We start from the raw sequence: 19,479 nt of genomic DNA on the forward strand, positions 1-19,479 counted from the left end.
GGTTATTATTTTAATGCTTTCTGAATGTCTTTTTCAAATAAGGTTTTGTCGAGATTATAAAAATCAATAAAATCTTTTTCACTTATTTGTCCAGTATATGGAACGTAATAATGCATTTTTTGCTCTTTTTCCTGCCAGCCATGGTTTCTCCATAATAAAACATAAGATATCTTGTAATCTCCAATGGCTTTTGTTAAAGTGCCTGTCCACCATTTTGGGTCTGGAATTGCTTCGTAACCTGCTTCCGCGACAGCGATTAATTTGTGTTTTTCAATACCGATTTCGTTTACTATTTTAAGTTGATTCTGGACTTCATTAATGAATTTTACACCTTCTTTATCGTCATTATTCTGATACGAATCGAAGCTTAAAATGTCAGCATAATTGTCACCCGGATAATGTGCTAAAAAATCTTCTTTGGAGTTGAAACTGCTGGTGTTGTACACATAAATTAAATTATGAACCCCTTTTTTCTGAAGGTATTCAATAGTGAATTTCCATAAATTTTTAAACTCTTCGGGAGTGCAATTTCCTTTCCCCCACCAAAACCAGCCTCCGGTAAGTTCATGATAAGGCCTGAAAAGAATTGGAATGTTTTTTCCTTTTTTATCTTTTAAGGATAAAAGATAGTTGGCTGCTTTATCGAGCCAAAGAGTAAATTTTTGATGGTTTTCTCCGCCCGGTAAAACTGTTTTTGCAGCATTTGGAGTATTATCCCAGGCGCTTTTTCCGGTTGCGGGATTGTCAAAATGCCAGCTTATAGTTGTTATTCCGCCTCTTTCATAACTTTCCTCTATATATTGCTTCATTTTTGTAAATGGAATTCCGTCTATGTTATTAGGACTGTCTTTTTCCAGGCCTGCCAGGTCCCAACCGTAAACTGCAGGGTAATCTCCAACGACATCTTTTATATCACTTCTGCCATTTTCGTATTTCCAGTTTACGCCATAGGCAAGGTCATCCTGATGTCCAAATAAATAACCTTTTTGGGCTAATTGGTTTAGTTTTTTGTAAAGAGAAACAGTTTCAGATGTCGCTTTTTTATCTGAAAGTGATAAATTAGTATTAATAACAATTGCTTTAGAAGAACATGAAGTTCCTATAAGTATTGTTATTATTAGCATTTGTATATTTTTTTTCATTAGAAGGATAGTTGTTTTTAGTATATAAGTGTAAAAGTAACAATTGATAAATGTATTATAAAACTGTCACTTTTTCAATCTTTAAATCAATATTATTTATCGATTAAAATTATTAAAACTTTAAAAAGTTATTATATTAAAAATGATTAATGTTTATTATCAATGTGCTTTTTGTAAAAATGATAATTCTATTTTTCAAAGATAATCGGATGTTTATCGCGTAATTAATATTATTTTATCAATTATATATCATATTATTGCAAATTAAAAATCAAGAGTTGTTTAAATAAATACCTTTTAAAGATGAGTAGTGCTAAAAATTTTTACAGAGAAATTGCTCCGCTTTCAGCTGGAGACAGTTTTTTAGTTTTCGATAGAATTAAAGATAGTTTCGATTTTCCGGTTCATTATCATCCGGAATTTGAAATCAATTTTATTTTAAATGGAAAAGGAGTGAAGCGTGTTGTTGGAGATAATATTGAAGAAATCGACAGTGTTGAATTGGTTTTAATTGGTCCAAATTTATATCACGGTTGGGAATTAAGTAAATGTACCAGCAAAAAAATTCACGAAATTACGATTCAGTTTCATAACGATTTATTTCATGAATCTTTATTGTCCAGGCGAATTATGAATCCGATTCGGGATATGTTTAATCGTTCGATTCACGGTATTTTATTTTCAAAAAAAGTGGCCGAAGAATTGACTCCAAGACTTGTAAGGATTTCTAAATTAGATGGTATGGATTATTTTTTGGAAATAACTTCCTTATTATATGATCTGGCTAATTCAAGAAATCAACGATTGCTTTCAACTTACACAGTGGATTATGATACGTTTGATGATTATGATAAAATGAAATTAGTTTACGAGTATGTGCAAAAACATTTTGCTGAAAAGATTACGTTAGAAGATGTTGCCAATGTTGCCAGCATGTCGATAATTTCTTTTAATAGATTTATTAAAAAACGTACCGGAAAAACTTTTGTGAATTATATTAATGATATCCGAATTGGATATGCAGCGCGCTGGCTTGTTGAAAAGGATATGAGTGTTTCGGAAGTTGCTTTTAAATCAGGGTTCAATAATATTGCCAACTTCAATCGTAGCTTTAAGGCTATTAAAAATTGCACACCTAGCCAATATAGAGAAGATTTTTCTGGATTAAAGCGCATTTTGTAATGATACTTTTTTTGCACAAACAAATATTATTTTTAACGAAATCGTTTGCTTTTTCACTGATTCGTTAATTTTTATTTATAATTTGTATTCATTTCATAGAGTGTAATTGCGAAAAATTCAATTTTTTATTGTTTTTATTTTCATATGTGTTTTTTTAAGAAGATATAGTAAAAATATTATCATTAAATGATATAATACTATCGATTTAATGTTTTGTTCTGTTATAGATTTGTTAAATAATTTAGAAAATAAATCACACGCTATTTTATTACTTGATTATGAATAAAAACAATTTAAACTAACCAAACTTTATTATGAAAAAACTAATGACTAACTTTATTCATTGGAATGCTAACCACAGAGCAGTTCCTTTGATTTTATTCTTGTTACTGAGTAATTTTATTACGGCTCAGGTAAAGGTTTCGGGAACCGTTTCTGATGAGAAGGGGCTTTCTATTCCAGGTGCAAATATTTCGGCTGTCGGATTGAAAACAACAGTTTCAACCGATTTTGATGGTAAGTATACTATCGATGTTCCTGCAAATTCAACTTTGCTATTTTCATTTATTGGTTTCGATACGCAAAAGATAGTCGTAGCCGGAAAAACAACTATAAACGTAGTTTTAAAATCTAATGTAGAAGATTTAAAAGATGTGGTTGTAATTGGTTACGGTACCCAAAAAAGAAAGGACGTAAATAGTGCAATTTCCAGCATTAGTTCCAAAGATATGGAAAATTTAAAAGTTGCTTCATTTGACCAGATGATGCAAGGTAAGGCTGCCGGAGTTGTGGTAAACAGTAACTCAGGCGAGCCGGGAAGTAACGTTTCAGTTAGAATTAGAGGGGTTTCGTCTCTGACTGGTACAAATGAACCCTTGTATGTAATTGACGGTGTGCCAATTTCTGGGGATGCCCGTAATTCATCTACTTCTGGACGAAATGCACAAGGAAATAGCAATTTCTCTAATAATGGTAATATTACGCAGAGTCCGTTAGCTCTTATTAATCCTAGTGATATTGAATCGATTGATATTTTGAAAGATGCTTCAGCTACAGCGATTTATGGTTCACGTGGAGCGAACGGGGTTGTAATTGTTACTACAAAATCAGGTAAAAAAGGAACTGGAAAATTGACTTTCGAAAATTCTTATTCTATAAGCAATTTGCCGAAAAAATTGCATTCTATGAATTTGCAAGAATATGCAACTCATCAAAATGCTTTGTCTGATGTTTATGATCCGTCGTCAAAACGTCCTGAATTTGCTCATCCGGAACTTTTAGGAAAAGGTACTGATTGGCAGGACGCTATTTATGAAACTGGAATTATGACTTCGAACCAATTGTCTTTTTCAGGTGGTAAAGAGGGAATTAACTATTATATTTCTGGTGGCGTTTTGAATCAGGAAGGTATCGTAATTGAATCAGGATTTAAAAGATACAATGTTAGATCTAATATTGATACAAGAGTTAATAAATTCATTAAAGTTGGAGTAAACATTAGCGGAGCGCTTACAGATGAAAAACTTACTTTGAATGGTCAGTTTAACGGAGTTGTTGCTACTTCTTTGTTAGCTACTCCTGATGTTGCAGTTAGAGAGTTGTCTGGCGCTTTTTCCGGACCGCCAGCTGGAGGTAATACATCATTTGTAAATCCGGTAGCGACCTCTTTATTAGGCTCAAATACTTTAGTAAGAAAAAATTATTCAGGAAATTTTTATACTCAAATTGATATAGTAAAAGGTTTAGAATATCGTTTTGAAGCAGGTGGATATATGTATGACAATTTAGGACAACGATTTGATCCTATGTATTCATTGGGTAATGCAGTAAAAAGCTTTGCTAATTTATATTACAGTCCTTCAAGTGGTAATTCATGGAACTTAAAAAATATGCTTACTTATAGAAATACTATTGGTAAACACAATTTCACAATTTTAGCTGTTCAGGAATCTAACAGAGCACATTGGGAGGGTTATACTATAACAGGAGAAGGGTATAAAGATAACAATGACAAATCTCTTGCCGCTTCAGATTTACCTAATGCAATTACTAGCGGAGTGTATTCAGGAACTCAAACTTTAGCCTCTTATTTAGGAAGGGTAGTTTACGATTTTGGTGATAAATATAGCGTTTCCGGAGCTGTAAGAACTGACGGATCTTCAAAATTCTTTGTTGGAAACAAATGGGGTGTTTTTAGTTCTGCTAGTGGTTCATGGAAACTTTCTAATGAAGATTTTATGGAAGGCACTAGAAAATATGTTGACAATATTAAAATAAGAGTAGGTTGGGGACAAACAGGTAACAATCAAATTGGAAATAATTTATATGATTCAAACCTGCATTTGGTTAATAGCTCAATGGGAACTTCTTATTTGCCATCAAATACACCAAATAAAAATTTGAAATGGGAAACTCAGGATCAAACCAATATAGGATTAGATTTTACAATGTTTGAATCTAAACTTACAGCTTCATTAGATTTGTATAAAAAAGTTTCTAAAAATTTCTTGTATCAGGTTCCTTTGCCAAACTTCCTTTCTGGAGGTGGCGATTATGAAGGGGGTGTAAATCCTCCGTACTTTAATCTTGGAAGTATGCAGAATAAGGGTATAGAGTTCACAGTTGGCTACACAGAAAAATTCTCTAATAATTTTTCATGGAATGGTAGTTTGAATTTTACTAAATATGTTAATGAGGTTACTAATATGGCCGGCTTGAATATTGTGAAAACAATGGGTACTCTGGCTTATAATACTGTAACTGTATCCAGAACTACTGAAGATTTACCAATTGGTTCATTTCTTGGATATGAGGCTTTAGGGATTTATAGAACAGACGAAGATTTAACAACTTACGGTCATACAAATGCTACAGGTACAAAAGTAGTTTTGAAAAACGGAACTAATTCTTTGCTTCCGGAATTTCAAAAAGGGGATGTTATTTATAAAGATTTAAATAACGATGGTATTATTGATCAAAACGATTTGAAAGCGATTGGAAATCCAAATCCTAAATTTACTTACGGATTTACAAACAATTTTAAATACAAAAATGTTGATTTATCTATTTTCCTTCAAGGTACAGCTGGAAACAAGTTAATGAACCTGACTCGTTTGTCAGGGACTTTGAACAGTGGTACGGGCACTAATTATTTAACTGAAGCTGCAGATTTTTATTCAGCTTCAAATATTAATGGCTCTTTGCCGAGACCATCAACGTATGATAATATCAATAATGCAGTATCATCACGTATTATTGAAGACGGATCTTACTTAAGAATTCAAAACGTAACTTTAGGGTATTCTTTACCTTTAGATATGATTTCAAAACTTAGTTTATCAAGATTGAGAATTTATGCTTCCGGACAAAACCTTTTCACTTTTACAAAATACAAAGGTTATGATCCTGAGGTAGGTGCTTACAACCAGGACGCCTTGTTATCAGGAGTTGATAACGGTCGTTATCCAGTGCCTAGACAGATCACTTTTGGTTTTAATGTTGAATTTTAATACGAATTAATATGAAAAATATAATAAAAAGAGGCGGTGCTATTGCTATGACATTTATAATGTTAATATCAACGTCTTGTTCTCAGGATTTCTTAGACGTGCCGGCAGAAGGAACGCCAACTATCGGTAACTATTACGACTCAGATGTAAAATTAGATAATGCTACAAACGGATTATATGGTCTGGTGTGGTTTAATATGAATAAGTCAGCTTTTTACGGAATTACAGATGTTATTTCCGGTAATATGTATGCTGATATATATAATGATTTTGGAAAATTTACTGATTTGAGTTTTACCAACACCCAATCGTTTATATCTGATGCGTGGAGATCATGTTTTGGCGCTATTGCGAATTCTAATGCTTATATTAGTAATTTACCTCAAAGCGTAGGTCCAAATGTGAGCAAAGAAGCATTAAATAATGCTATGGGAGAATCACATTTTATTAGAGCTTTCTCTTATTTCTTTTTAGTAAGACTATTTGGTAATGTTCCAATTATAGAAAATAATGCTGATTATTCTCAGAATTTTGTAATACCAAGCAATCCTACTGAAGATGTTTATAAATTTATTGAAAATGATTTAAAATTTGCTATTGCAAATTTAAGAACAAAAAACAGAGGTTCTGATTACGCTGCAAACGCACACGTATCTGCCGGATCTGCTAAAGCACTTTTAGCTAAAGTTTATTTGTATCAAAAGAAATATGATTTAGCCAGACAAATGGCGCAGGAAGTTATTAATAGTGGAGAGTTTAAATTATTGGGTGGAGATGAGTTGCCTACAAAGTCTTTTGCTGATCTATGGCTGCAAAAAAACAACAATAATGAAGAGTCAATTTTTTCTTGGCAATGGAATGGTGCGGGAACTTACTTTGATGGTAACTTTTCAAATACATTATTTGCTCCCGAAAACAGATTGGTTGAAACTACTTATTCCGGTCAAATAGCACCTTCACAGGATTTAATTAAAAATGTTTATGAAAATGGTGATAAAAGAAGAATAGAGACTTTCATGTTACCTGGAGATTTTTATCCAAATCTGACTTATGCGCAAACGCTTGCTGTCGATTCTCCAAAACTTTTAGGATATACATTTGATATTCAATATGAAGCGCAAAAATCTGGTGCTGGATTGAAGAAATACGTAATCGGAAAAGAAAATTTGCCTATTACAGGTCCTTTTAATCCTCCATTCAATGGAGAAAGCAGCATGAATAGTTACATGATGCGTTATGCAGAATTATTGTTAATTCACGCAGAAGCAATTTTAGGATCGCAATCAGGAAGTACTTCTGATCCAAATGCGCTTAAATCATTTAATGCAGTGCGTAAAAGAGCTGGTGTAGCTCAAAAAGCATCTATTTCTTTTGATGATATATTCAAAGAAAGAAGAGCAGAATTAGCTTGCGAAGGAGATTACTATTTTGATCTGGGACGTTTGCCTTTTGCAAAAGCCAAAGCAATATTAGAAGCACAAAATAGAGGAAACAGAGAAACTGAAAAACATATCTCAATTTCAGCAACGAACCTTTTATTGCCTTATCCTTCAGATGATTTGATTAAAAATCCAAAATTGACAGAAGTAGTACCATATACTTTTAAATAATTTTTAAAAATAAAAACATGAAAAATATAAAAATTGTTTCGTTAACAGCATGTATGGCATGGATGTTATCTTTAATGCTTTTTAGTTCCTGCTCAAATGATGATAGTGCTTCTTCTACTTATGTTGGAGCTCCGGTTATTGAGTCAGTTATGCCTTCTGGTTATAACCTGGATGGTAGTCTTAAGCCTTTAACTCCAGTAACATTGGTAGACCCTAAAAATTATTATGTCATTCACGGGAAAGGATTTCTTGGTACTACAAAGGTTTATTTTAATGATTTCGATACCTACTTTAAACCAGTATTTGTAACTGATACAGATATAATTATATTAGTAGATGAAAAAACGCCGTATGCGAATGCTTCGAATCAGTTAAAAGTTGTGACCACAAAAGGAACAGCTGTATTTGATTTAACGGTTGCGCCTCCCATACCAACATTTAAATGGTTCAATTCTATAAATGCTGCAGAAGGCGATGTTGTAACTATTAATGGAGATTATTTTCTAAATCCTATTGTAAAAGTTGGAACTCAAAATGCTACTGTTATATCTTCTACTTTAACAGAAATTAAATTTAAAATGCCAGCAAATGGTTTAGATAAATTTGTGTCAGTTGCTAATATTTCTGGTGTCACACCATCTACTGTTGCTGTTGGATCGGCATTATATGATGATGTAATGCAAGGAGATGCAGGGCATTGGATGTGGAATGGTTCAGATATATTCGATACGAATTATAAAACAGATAAGACTCAGGGAGATTCGTCAATTAGATTTGTTTTTGGTGGCTGGGGCGGAGCCGACATGAAATTTAATTCTAGAGATGTTTCAAAATATAAAGCCTTCAGAGTAAAGGTTAGAAGTATTTCTGCCAATACAGATGCTAAAATAACGTTTGTTTTTGGAGGATGGGCTTATCAAATCCAAAAATCAATTGCTTCGACGTGGACAACAATTGAAATTCCATTTTCAGCGATAGGAAACCCAACTACATTCGATCAGCTGACGCTTCAGGAATCAGGTAATTTGGAGGTAATACAATACTTATGGATGACATGGGATTTGTTTTAAAATAAAAAAGAACATTAGTTTGTTTTGAGTTTTGTTTAAGTATTCCCTAATCTTATCATTAGGGAATATTTTTTAATATAATAATTTGAATTTTGAAAAATGAAGAGAATCATCTTAGTAATTGCCCTGATTATTTCAGGTTTGGCTTTCAGTCAGGGAAATACACATACACAGGGAGCAGGTAAATTTGAAGGTCTGGCAATGACACCTCCAATGGGTTGGAATTCATGGAATACTTTTGAAACTAATATCGATGAGAAACTAGTAAAAGAAACCGCTGATATTATGGTTTCATCAGGAATGGCAGCTGCAGGATATAATTATATAGTACTTGATGATGGATGGATGACCAAAGAACGAGATGCAAACGGAGATTTGGTTCCGGATCCGGTTAAGTTTCCAAGTGGAATGAAAGCTGTTATTGAGTATGTACACAGTAAAGGTTTAAAGTTTGGTTTGTATAATTGTGCAGGAACTCAAACGTGTGCAGGATATCCGGGAACCCGTGGTTATGAATATCAGGATGCCCGTTTTTATGCTAAACTCGGAATTGATTTTTTAAAATATGATTGGTGTAATACGCAAGGAATTACTGCCAAAGAAGCTTACACAACTATGAGTAATGCACTTAAAACGGCTGGTAAACCAATTGTTTTTAGTCTTTGCGAATGGGGAGACAATCAGCCATGGGAATGGGGAAAACCAGTGGGAAATCTTTGGAGAATTTCTGGGGATATTTACCCATGTTTTGATTGCGAATATAAACATGTAGAAGGAAATTGGTCTTCCTGGGGATTTATGAAAATAATCGAGATGCGAAAAGACATCCGTAAATATTCAGGCCCGGATCATTGGAATGATTTTGATATGATGGAAGTGGGTGACGGTATGACGAACATCGAAGATAAATCTCATTTTGCCATGTGGTGTATGATGGCTTCGCCTTTAATTACAGGAAATGATTTCAGAAAAATGTCAAAAGAAACATTAGCAATTTTAACCAATAAGGAACTGATTGCGGTGAATCAGGATAAATTGGGAATCCAGGGATTTAAATATTCTGCGGAAGAGGGTTTGGAAGTTTGGGTAAAACCTTTATCAGATGGAAATTGGGCAATTACTTTTTTAAACAGAAGTGATGTTGCTAAAAAAATTAATTTTGATTGGAAAAAACATTCCATTAAAGATGCTGATTTTGGTTATGAAGCCGATTTTAATAAAACGGTTTTTAAGCTAAAAGATCTTTGGAAGAATAAAGAAATCGGAAATACAAAAAAGAATTTTCAGGCCGATATTGCTTCTCATGATGTAATTACATTAAGGTTAATTCCGTAAACTCGATCTAAATGAAATCAAAAGCTAAATTTTATACCATTACTATGTTGCTAGTATTTTGTGTTTCAAAAGCACAATTTGTAAAGCATCATGGACGGCTTCATGTACAGGGAACTCAATTGACAGATCAAAATAATAATCCAATTGTATTGAGAGGAATGAGTTTTGGCTGGCATAGTATGTGGCCGAGATTTTATAATGAGAAAGCGGTAAGCTGGTTAAAAAAGGATTTTTATTGTAATGTGGTACGTGCAGCGATGGGTGTCGAACTTGGTCAACTGTCGTATATGAAAGATCCTGAATTTTCAAAAGATAAAATAGAAGCAGTTGTAAATGGAGCAATTAAATCAGATATCTATGTTATTATCGATTGGCATAGTCATAATATAAATCTCAAAGAAGCGACAAAATTTTTTAATGAGATGTCTAAAAAGTATGCTAAATATCCCAATATAATATATGAGATTTTCAATGAACCTGATCACGAAAGTTGGCCGGAAATTAAGGCTTACGCCGAAGAAATAATTAAAGTAATTAGAAAAAATGATCCTGACAACATTATTTTGGTAGGTTCTCCTCATTGGGATCAGGATGTTGATCTTCCAGCGGCAGATCCTATAAAAGGCTATGATAATATAATGTATACCATGCATTTTTACGCGGCAACACATGCTAAGGAACTGCGGGACAGGACAGATGAAGCTATAAAAAAAGGTCTTCCAATATTTATTTCGGAATCCGCAGGAATGGAAGCTTCTGGTGACGGACCTTTAAATATGAAAGCCTGGCAGGAATACATTGATTGGATGGAGAGCCGAAAGTTGAGTTGGATAACATGGTCGGTCTCTGATAAAGATGAAACTTGTTCTGTTCTTAAAAAATCGGCAAAATCAGAAGGGAAGTGGAAGAATGAAGATCTAAAAGAAGCCGGAATAAAAGCTCGTGAGTTTTTACGAAAGTATAATACGCAAGAGTAGAGGTAGTTACTTTTATTTTAGAAAAGCCTGTTCAGTTTTTGAATAGGCTTTTCTCGTTTAATTGTAAAGATTTTTGTTTTTGATTTAAGAGTTATATCGAGTGTTTCAGGCTAATGAAAGTGTTTTTTGGTATTTATTTTTGTAAGAATTTTTATTTCTTGAATTACCATTGTTTATTATAATATCAAATCATGTATTTTTTTATAAATTTTAATTAAAAAATATAAATACCCCTATTTTTTATAGGGTTGTTTGTGTTTTTATTCATTTTATAGTTGATTTTTGGTTGTTTGTAGTCGTTTTTTTGTTGTTTACCCTAAAAAAATTCTGATTTTTACTAAAATTACGTTAAGGAATTTTCAAAAATAAATCAGTATTAATGTCAAATAACGATTATTGTTAATTTAATTTTTGTAATCCATAATTCTGCTTGTAAAACGTCAAAAAAATAGATTTCAATTCTTGTACTCATACAAAAGTTAATAAATTCGCTAATGAAAATGAAGAGGTTTTAGAGGAGGATTAAAGATTTTAGAATAGACTTATAGTAGCAGATACATATATAAAAGATTAACTAACCAGAATCAATTAATAACTAAAAAACCAATTAAAACATGAAAAAGGTATTACACATTTTAGCCGTGATGTTAACAAGTTCTTTTGCATTTGCTCAGGAAGATACTGAAACTCCAGTTGTACCAGCGACTACATGGGGAGGATCCGCAGATGCTTACTATAAATATGATTTTTCAAAACAAATGAATGGATTAACGAGCTTTACCAACTCTCAGGATTCATTTGAATTAGGAATGGCATCTATTAATGCAGGACATACTTTCGGAAAAGCTTCTGTATTTGTTGACTTAGGATTCGGAAAAAGAGCAGGTGAATTTTCGTATAATGAAACAACAGACAAAGATATCACAGCAAAATTTTTAATTAAACAATTATTCTTTACTTATCAGGTTACTGATGAATTCAAATTTGTAGCAGGTAGTTTTGGTACACACATAGGTTATGAGGTATTAGATGCTGTCGCAAATAAAAACTACAGTATGTCATATGCATTCTCATACGGACCATTCTTTAATACTGGAATAAAAGCACAATATACTTCAGGTAAGTTTACCGCTATGTTTGGTATAACAAATCCTACCGATTTTAAATCGGCAATGGATGCAGGTTCTACTCAAAAAACATACATTGGGCAAGTAGGATACGTTGGAGAAACGGGTAGCGCATATTTGAATTTCACATCAGGAAGTTCTAATCCTGCATCAGATGAAAACAAGACACAATTTGACCTTGTAGCTTCTAAAACAATAAGCGATTCTTTTGCTTTAGGATTTAATGCTACTTATGCTAAAACTGCAAATGATTTTGACAGTACTTTAGATGGTGATTGGTTTTCATTAGTTGGATATGCTAATTATTCATTTAGCCCATCTTTATTATTGGCTTACAGAATAGAATATTTTGATGCTAAAGATGCTGCTCCAAGTTTAGGAACATTGACAGGATCAAATGTATTTGCAAATACAGTTTCATTAAACTATAAAGTTGGAAAACTAACCATTATTCCTGAGTTAAGATACGATGCTGCATCAGAAGATATCTTTTTAGATAGCGATGCGCTTCCAACAGGTGGATCTTTCTACGGATTAATAGCTACAACATACTCTTTCTAGAGATAAAGATTGATATTTTTTTTTTTTTTTGGAGCTGTCAAAACATGTAAATGTTTTGGCAGCTTTTTTATTTTAGCTTTGATTTTTTTGTCACAGATTTAAGGATTAAAATGATTTTCTTTTGTTAGGAATCGCACGAATTAGCACAAATTGAAAAGTAAATTTTCTGATAGGAGGTTGAAAGCTAAAAAATGTCTCTTTTACTAATCACATGTTTTAATAAGTTAAGATAAATTTTTAATTAAGATGATGTGAAAAATTAGAGAAAATTAGTGCGCTTCGTGGCAAAAAGAAGCAATGCAAAATAATCCTCTTAATCTTGTAATCTGTGGCTAAAACGCTCTATTTTAATTCATGTAAATTGGTGTAATTAATGGCAAACTTTTTATAAGCCACAACAAAAAACGCGTTTCTAAATATTTAGAAACGCGTTTTGTATTTTAGTAATTACTCTTTTACTGAATTTGCTTTTTGTAAATCGAATAAATGGTGTCTATTGTTTTTCGATCTAAAACAGATGTGACATCGGTTTGAATATAATGCAATTTAAAAGCCTGAATTGCAGCTGAAAGATTCTTAGTATTATAACCAATAATGCGTAAAGCAGGTTCTATTTTAAAATCAAAAGGAGCTTCTTCCAGCACCAGGTCCGGCCAGATTCCGAATCCTTTTTCTGCTAAAGTTTTCCAGGGAAATAAAGCGCTTGGGTCTTGTTTTCTTCCCGGAGCAATATCAGAATGTCCCAGGATATTTTGAGTTGGTATATTATAATCTTTTTTAAGTTTTGTCAAAAGGGCTACTAAACTGCTGATTTGTGCTTCTGTAAAAGGTTTAAAGCCATTATTGTCCAATTCAATACCAATAGAGCATGAATTCAAATCGGTGTTTTTACCCCAGGTAGATGCGCCTGCATGCCACGCTCTTAAATAATCGTTTAGCATCTGTACTACTTTTCCGTTTTCAGAAATTATATAGTGGGCACTTACTTGCGTCCTTGTTTTAGTAAAGGTACTTATGGTTTGTTGTACAGAATCTTGAGCAGTATGATGGATAATAATAAAGCTTGGCTTTCTTAGATTGAAATTAACAGTACCAATCCATTCTGTATTAATGCCATTTAATAAAGCTGTTGAGCCAGTTTTAGATAAAGTGTCTTTTACGATTCCTAATTGCGAAGCATAAGAAGTATCAATAATTACAGGGCTAATAGCAGGAATTGCTTTTGCTTCTTTACTTGTAATTTGATTTTCTAAAGTTTTAAGCTGTTGGTCGTAGACTTTTTCGGTAGATTTATAAGGATTCGTTGAGCAAGAAGTAATTATAATTGCTAAAATCAAATAATAAAAATGCTTTTTCGCCATGGTTAGTTACTTTTTAGGAGTAAGTTAAAACAATTATTCGTGAACTTTCGTTGCTTCTGTTTCTTCTTTTACTTCTTTTGTGTCAGAATCTTTTTTCTTTTTGTTTTTCGTTTTCTTGATCTCTTTAAAATTCGCCATGAAATTGGTGTATTTTTCTATTTGATCAGGATTCAGAAATGCAGTAATTTTTTTAGTAGTGCTTTCTCTTAATGCAGTCATTTGCTCAATTTTTTGATCTTGGCTGCTATTCTCGTTTTTCAAAAGAATTCCTTGTTCTCTCATGCTGTCAGCAATAACATTGGTAATTGCAATAGCTTGCAAATCATCCAATTTTACTTCAGGCTTCATTTGTTCAACAATTTTCGCAGCTGTTTCTTCAGCAGGAATCTCTTTAGGTTTGCTTGGTGAGCTTTGTGGTCCTGCCATCATGCTTCTGTCCATTCCCATTCCGCCTCCTCTTCCATAACCGCCACCACCGTAACCATTATTATATCCATTTCCGTATTGTGCCGAAACAGAATTGAAACAGAATATGGTGAAAACCAAAATAAAAAGTGTGTGTGTAGGTTTCATAAAAGTGTTTTTCTAAAATTGACAATTGTTTAGCGTAAATTTAAGCAGGTTCTCCGTATAAATCAAATTCTGTCGCTTCTATTATGCGTATATTAACAAATTCGCCAGTTTTTACATAATGTTTAGAGGCATCAATCAAAACTTCGTTGTCAACATCCGGACTATCAAACTCTGTTCTGCCTACAAAATGGGCACCTTCTTTTCTGTCAATAATACATTTGTAAACTTGTCCAACTTTCTCCTGATTCAAATCCCATGAAATTTGCGATTGCAATTCCATAATTTCATTTGCTCTGGCTTGTTTTACATCTGCGGGAACATCATCTTCTAATAAATAAGCATGAGTATTTTCTTCATGAGAATAAGCAAAACATCCCATTCTGTCAAATTTCATTTCCTGAACAAAATCTTTTAAAATTTCAAAATCTTCCTGAGTTTCACCAGGGTAACCAACAATTAAAGTAGTTCTGATTGCCATTCCGGGAACAGCAGCGCGGAAATCTTTTAATAATTGAGTCGTTTTAGCCTGAGTTGTACCACGACGCATTGATTTTAAAATAGAATCCGAAATATGCTGCAGCGGAATATCAATATAATTACAAATTTTTGGTTCGCGTTTCATTAATTCCAAAACGTCCATCGGGAAACCGGTAGGATAAGCATAGTGTAAACGAATCCACTCAATACCTTCTACTTTTGCTAATTCTTCCAGAAGTTCAGCAAGATTTCTCTTTTTATAAATATCAAGACCATAATAAGTTAAGTCCTGAGCGATTAAAATTAATTCTTTAACGCCGTTTTTCGCTAATCCTTGGGCTTCTTTAACCAGTTTTTCAATTGGTTGAGAAACATGAGTACCTCTCATTAACGGAATAGCACAGAAACTACAAGGTCTGTCGCAACCTTCGGCAATTTTTAAATAAGCGTAATTTTTAGGAGTAGTAGTTAAACGTTCTCCCAGTAATTCATGTTTATAATCGGCTCCTAAAGCTTTCAATAGTTGAGGTAATTCAGTTGTACCAAAATATTGATCTACGTTCGGAATTTCTTTTTCTAAATCAGGTCTGTAGCGTTCAGATAAACATCCGGTTACAAAAACCTTATCAACTAATCCTTTGTCTTTTTTATCAGCATATTCCAAAATCATATTTACTGATTCGGCTTTTGCGTTATCAATAAAACCACAAGTGTTTATTACGATAATGTTTCCTTCTTCTGCTGCAGGTGCTTCATGTTGTACTTCTTTGCCATTAGCACGAAGCTGTCCCATCAACACTTCACTGTCATATACATTTTTCGAACACCCAAGAGTGATTACGTTAATTTTGTTCTTTTTTAAAGACTTGGTTCTCATACTTTTATAAATTGGAGTGCAAAATTACACTTTTTTATTCAAACACCGCTTGTTTCAGTTTCTTTTAGCTGTTTTTTGTGAAGCTAATCTCCCGAAGTCCCAGGGCTATCAGGGCTAAAAAAATCCGTTAAGCCAGGCCCAACGGATTTTTTTAAATTAGTTAGTGCAATTCTAGTTTTTTATTATTGTTTTTGAAAAGCTTGTGTTATCAATTTTTAATATATATATTCCAGGTAATAGTTTTGTAACGTCAATTTGTGATAAGTTAATAGATATTTGTTTTTTTTCAATATTTGCTTTTATTCCGAAAGAATCATAAAGATAAATATTGTTAATATCAAACTCTCCTTCAATGAAAAAGTGATCAATTATTGGATTTGGATATATATTTAGCACATTGATTTCTTTACTATTTGTATCCTGTGTAAATGAATCTGTATTGCTTAAAATTCTTGTTGAACCGACTATTGTTCCTGTCCTTCTTTGGATATTTATTTGATTACTTGTGCTAATTGTTAACGCATTAAGGTTTATTAATCTTCGGAAAGCCGTATTTTCAGTTCCTCTAGTTGCAACTTCAGTAAAAGTATGTTTATAATTTTGATTTGTTGCATTTGGAATATCCGTCCATATTGGAGGGTTGGATGTCGGTTCTTTGCAGATTTGCCACTGATAGGTATAATTATTTGTACTTAGTGTATTTCCTATTATTTCTTGAGGTTGACTATCTGCCGATGGTAAATTTTGATTGCAACAAATTGAATTTTGTAAATTTGCATCTACTAATGTAATTGCAATTGTATTACTTATGTTGTATTGACCATCATAAAATGCTATTCTTCGATAAGATGTATTTTCTGTAAAAGTTTTATTTGGAGAATAACCGATAGAAGTTTGACCCGGAATATCTGTCCAATCGTTGTTTTGGGTTTTTACTTGCCATTTGAACAGTGTGACATATCTAAAATCATAAGTTGGTCTACTACTTGGATATCTTGGATCACGTATTGTATAATCTGCATAAGGTGTATTATATGTTATGGGTTTTGATACTTCTCCAATATTTAATGTTTGATTATTTGCGATTGTATTATATAATATTGGTTTGGCACTTTGCGCTATTCCGCAATTTAAATCTATTTCTACTTCTTGAAAATTAAACAAAATTCTTAATTTAGCATTTGTTGATAAATCAGATGATTTTATTTTAAGATTGTTAAATGTAAATGTTCCACTTGTATAAATGGGGGAAATATATTCGGTTAGATTTGTTGAACCCAAATTTTCTCGTGCTATTTGAATTACAAAGCCCGGATAATAACCCTTAGGAAGTTGTGAACCGTAATTGCAGCTGTAGTTAAAAGATAGATTGATGTATCTTGTTCCTACTTCGTTTCCCTCATTATCAGGAACAATTATTTTGTTATTAATTAATGGAAGTCCATCGCTATAGGATATATTATTCACGTTTACAGTTGCTGTTGCGGGCTTATATGGTTCATTTCCTGTTTTTGTTCCCCCAGTAATTTTGTAAGTTAATTTATTTGAAATGTCAGTAGTTAAGGTTTCTGTTCTGTATCTAAAAACAATAGAGCATCCTGTATTGTATAGAGTGCTTCTTTTAAAACGTAATTTTTTTCTATTAATATAGGTATAAGTTCCATTGCTATATTGTAATTTTGCAGTGTTTTGAAATAGATACTGTGGTACAACACCATTATTATAATATTGTGCTATTTCATTATCAAATGAGTTGGGTTCGTAGTAATAGCAGTTTAAAAGTCCGTCAAAATATTTACTATTAGTTCCTGTATAAGATGCCTTCACATCAAATTCTATTTCTAAGTCTTCAACACCATTAAAGCTGATTGTATTATCAGGTAATACTAAGCCATTTGTTGTAATATTTGATATTTCAATATTGACTTTTGGGTCGGCAGTAATCTTAGAGTGCTTATTTGTTGCGTATAAAGCAAAATTAAGCAAAAGGATGAGGAAATGGTAATTTTTTAATTTCATAATTTGTAGTTTTAAAGTTATATCTGCTAATTTATAAAAAAAAACCTACAAAATGTAATTATTTTAATATATTTTCATAAGTTAACTGCATAAAAAAATCCGTTAAGCCAAGCCTAACGGAAATTCAAATTAATCTATTTTAATTTAATTACAATTCAAATAATAAAGTCAGGGAAACATTATTAAGTTTTGATGAAATGTTGGCGCTATCCGTAAAACCCGTCTCAAAAAATCCCTGATTTGATTTTCTTTCCAGGTATGAATAAGCCAAATCTAATTTAGTAGCACCAAAGCTATAGCCTAATCCACCTGAATAGCTATTAAGATCTCCAATTGTTGATCCATTTTTATAAGGGCTTCCTTCGAATCGGTAACCGCCTCTCAGGCTTAATCGGTTTATTTTGTATTCACCACCAATTCTTAATTCACCATTACTAGTCAATTGATTGCTGATATCACCATTTAATCCTCTGAAACCCGGATCGCTTGTTGGTTTGTATTTTGTGTTTGAATAATCTTTAATCGCATAATCAACACTGATTAAACCTGATTTTCCAAATACCAAAGCACCGCTAAAAGTCCATTTTGCAGGAGTTTGTAAAGTGTAAGATTCATAAACATTTACAATATTTGGATTGATAGTCTCGTGAATTGGTTGTCCTCCGTCAGCTTGTCTTGTAGTTTGTAGGCTTTGGGAAGTTTCGTCGTAAAGTTCGTACCATGTATTAGATTCGTAAGCGATACCAACTCTGAAGGCTTCTGTAACTTTACCTATAGCACCTAATTGAAAAGAAAATCCATTCCCATAAGTATAAAGGTCATTGTTAAAACGCAAGTTAGATATAGTTTCTGTAGGTTCTAATGGATTACTATTATCTTCATAAAAACTGCTTGATCTTCTAAAGTCTGTAACATGTACATTTAAGTTTGCTCCGAAATATATTCTGTCTTTAAATGATGTTGCAATATTGAAACTTACTTTGCTATTATAGCCACTGGTATAAATTTCATTTTCCTGATAATAATTTCCGCCACCTGGAACATTAGAAGTGTATTGTGTGTTATTTGGATCGTTTTCATTGACAGGGTCAATAACATGTCCCCAGTATCCTAAATGTGCTTGTTGTTGATTGTATAATAAGTCTCTGTATTCTAATCCGTCAATGATGTTTAATGGAATTCCATTTGCATAAGTCAAAAAGTATTGATCAACAGAATTTGTAGGATTTGTACCTGCTGAAAAAACTTGATTATTAAAATTATTGGTATTTTCATAAGTGGCACCAATCGCAATTTTTTTCCAGTTGTTGTTTGGATTATTAAAAACAAAAACACCACCAGCCTGATTTAGAATAAAAGAGTTTTCTTTCTCACTGGTTTGCGTTCCAAAATAATTAGAATTGTTTTTAATATTTTGATTGCTAAAAGTTACCCCAACCTGATTGTTATTGAATATTGCAGAACCTGCAGGGTTTACGGTTAAAGCAGATAAATCTCCTCCAACAGCTCCAAAGGCACCACCCATAGCTCTAAATCTGGCAGTTCCGGTTAAATTGTCTTGCGCATAACGTACAGCATCCGATACTTCCTGAGAATGTGAGACGCTAAAAGTTAGTCCTGTAATAAAAAGGAAAAGTATTTTTTTCATGTGGTTAAGTT

The 19,479-nt window shown here is 32.7% G+C and carries 13 protein-coding genes; 7 read left to right on the forward strand and 6 right to left on the reverse strand.

Translation table 11 applies throughout. From position 1 onward, the window contains the following. Window positions 1-5: 5 nt before the first annotated feature. A complete protein-coding gene (locus IHE43_RS08205) occupies window positions 6-1,142 on the reverse strand; it encodes a glycoside hydrolase family 26 protein (RefSeq protein WP_192187471.1) in 1,137 nt (378 codons plus the stop codon). A gap of 303 nt (window positions 1,143-1,445) precedes the next feature. Between IHE43_RS08205 and IHE43_RS08210 the strand changes: the two genes are divergently transcribed. From IHE43_RS08210 to IHE43_RS08240, 7 genes are all read left to right on the forward strand, one after another. Next, window positions 1,446-2,324 (forward strand): AraC family transcriptional regulator, encoded by an 879-nt coding sequence (locus tag IHE43_RS08210; protein WP_192187472.1) that lies wholly within the window; start codon window positions 1,446-1,448, stop codon window positions 2,322-2,324. Window positions 2,325-2,638: 314 nt separating this feature from the next. After that, the gene (locus IHE43_RS08215) at window positions 2,639-5,833 is read left to right on the forward strand and encodes a TonB-dependent receptor (protein ID WP_192187473.1); all 3,195 of its coding nucleotides are present in this window, start codon (window positions 2,639-2,641) and stop codon (window positions 5,831-5,833) included. Between the two features lie 11 nt (window positions 5,834-5,844). After that, entirely contained in the window at window positions 5,845-7,443 is a 1,599-nt protein-coding gene (locus IHE43_RS08220; protein ID WP_192187474.1) for a RagB/SusD family nutrient uptake outer membrane protein, read from the forward strand. Window positions 7,444-7,460: 17 nt separating this feature from the next. After that, entirely contained in the window at window positions 7,461-8,513 is a 1,053-nt protein-coding gene (locus tag IHE43_RS08225) for an IPT/TIG domain-containing protein (protein ID WP_225585444.1), read from the forward strand. Window positions 8,514-8,612: 99 nt separating this feature from the next. After that, window positions 8,613-9,848, forward strand: a complete 1,236-nt coding sequence (locus IHE43_RS08230) for a glycoside hydrolase family 27 protein (RefSeq protein ID WP_192187475.1) — start codon at window positions 8,613-8,615, stop codon at window positions 9,846-9,848. A gap of 11 nt (window positions 9,849-9,859) precedes the next feature. Further along, complete coding sequence (locus IHE43_RS08235) at window positions 9,860-10,825, forward strand: glycoside hydrolase family 5 protein (RefSeq protein ID WP_192187476.1); 966 nt, start codon at window positions 9,860-9,862, stop codon at window positions 10,823-10,825. Between the two features lie 614 nt (window positions 10,826-11,439). Next, complete coding sequence (locus IHE43_RS08240; RefSeq protein WP_192187477.1) at window positions 11,440-12,513, forward strand: outer membrane beta-barrel protein; 1,074 nt, start codon at window positions 11,440-11,442, stop codon at window positions 12,511-12,513. Between the two features lie 455 nt (window positions 12,514-12,968). Here the strand turns inward: IHE43_RS08240 and IHE43_RS08245 are convergent, their stop codons facing one another. From IHE43_RS08245 to IHE43_RS08265, 5 genes are all read right to left on the reverse strand, one after another. Then, complete coding sequence (locus IHE43_RS08245; RefSeq protein WP_192187478.1) at window positions 12,969-13,874, reverse strand: N-acetylmuramoyl-L-alanine amidase; 906 nt, start codon at window positions 13,872-13,874, stop codon at window positions 12,969-12,971. 33 nt (window positions 13,875-13,907) lie between these two features. After that, window positions 13,908-14,447: a hypothetical protein gene (locus IHE43_RS08250; RefSeq protein ID WP_192187479.1), complete on the reverse strand. Its 540-nt coding sequence runs from the start codon at window positions 14,445-14,447 to the stop codon at window positions 13,908-13,910. 40 nt (window positions 14,448-14,487) lie between these two features. Then, complete coding sequence (gene rimO / locus IHE43_RS08255) at window positions 14,488-15,801, reverse strand: 30S ribosomal protein S12 methylthiotransferase RimO (protein ID WP_192187480.1); 1,314 nt, start codon at window positions 15,799-15,801, stop codon at window positions 14,488-14,490. 171 nt (window positions 15,802-15,972) lie between these two features. Further along, window positions 15,973-17,820 (reverse strand): T9SS type A sorting domain-containing protein, encoded by a 1,848-nt coding sequence (locus tag IHE43_RS08260; RefSeq protein WP_192187481.1) that lies wholly within the window; start codon window positions 17,818-17,820, stop codon window positions 15,973-15,975. A gap of 148 nt (window positions 17,821-17,968) precedes the next feature. Continuing rightward, window positions 17,969-19,468, reverse strand: a complete 1,500-nt coding sequence (locus IHE43_RS08265; protein ID WP_192187482.1) for an OmpP1/FadL family transporter — start codon at window positions 19,466-19,468, stop codon at window positions 17,969-17,971. Between the last annotated feature and the right edge of the window lie 11 nt (window positions 19,469-19,479).

Origin of the sequence: Flavobacterium sp. MDT1-60 (genome assembly GCF_014844035.1) — a bacterium.
Classification (GTDB): Bacteria; Bacteroidota; Bacteroidia; order Flavobacteriales; family Flavobacteriaceae; genus Flavobacterium.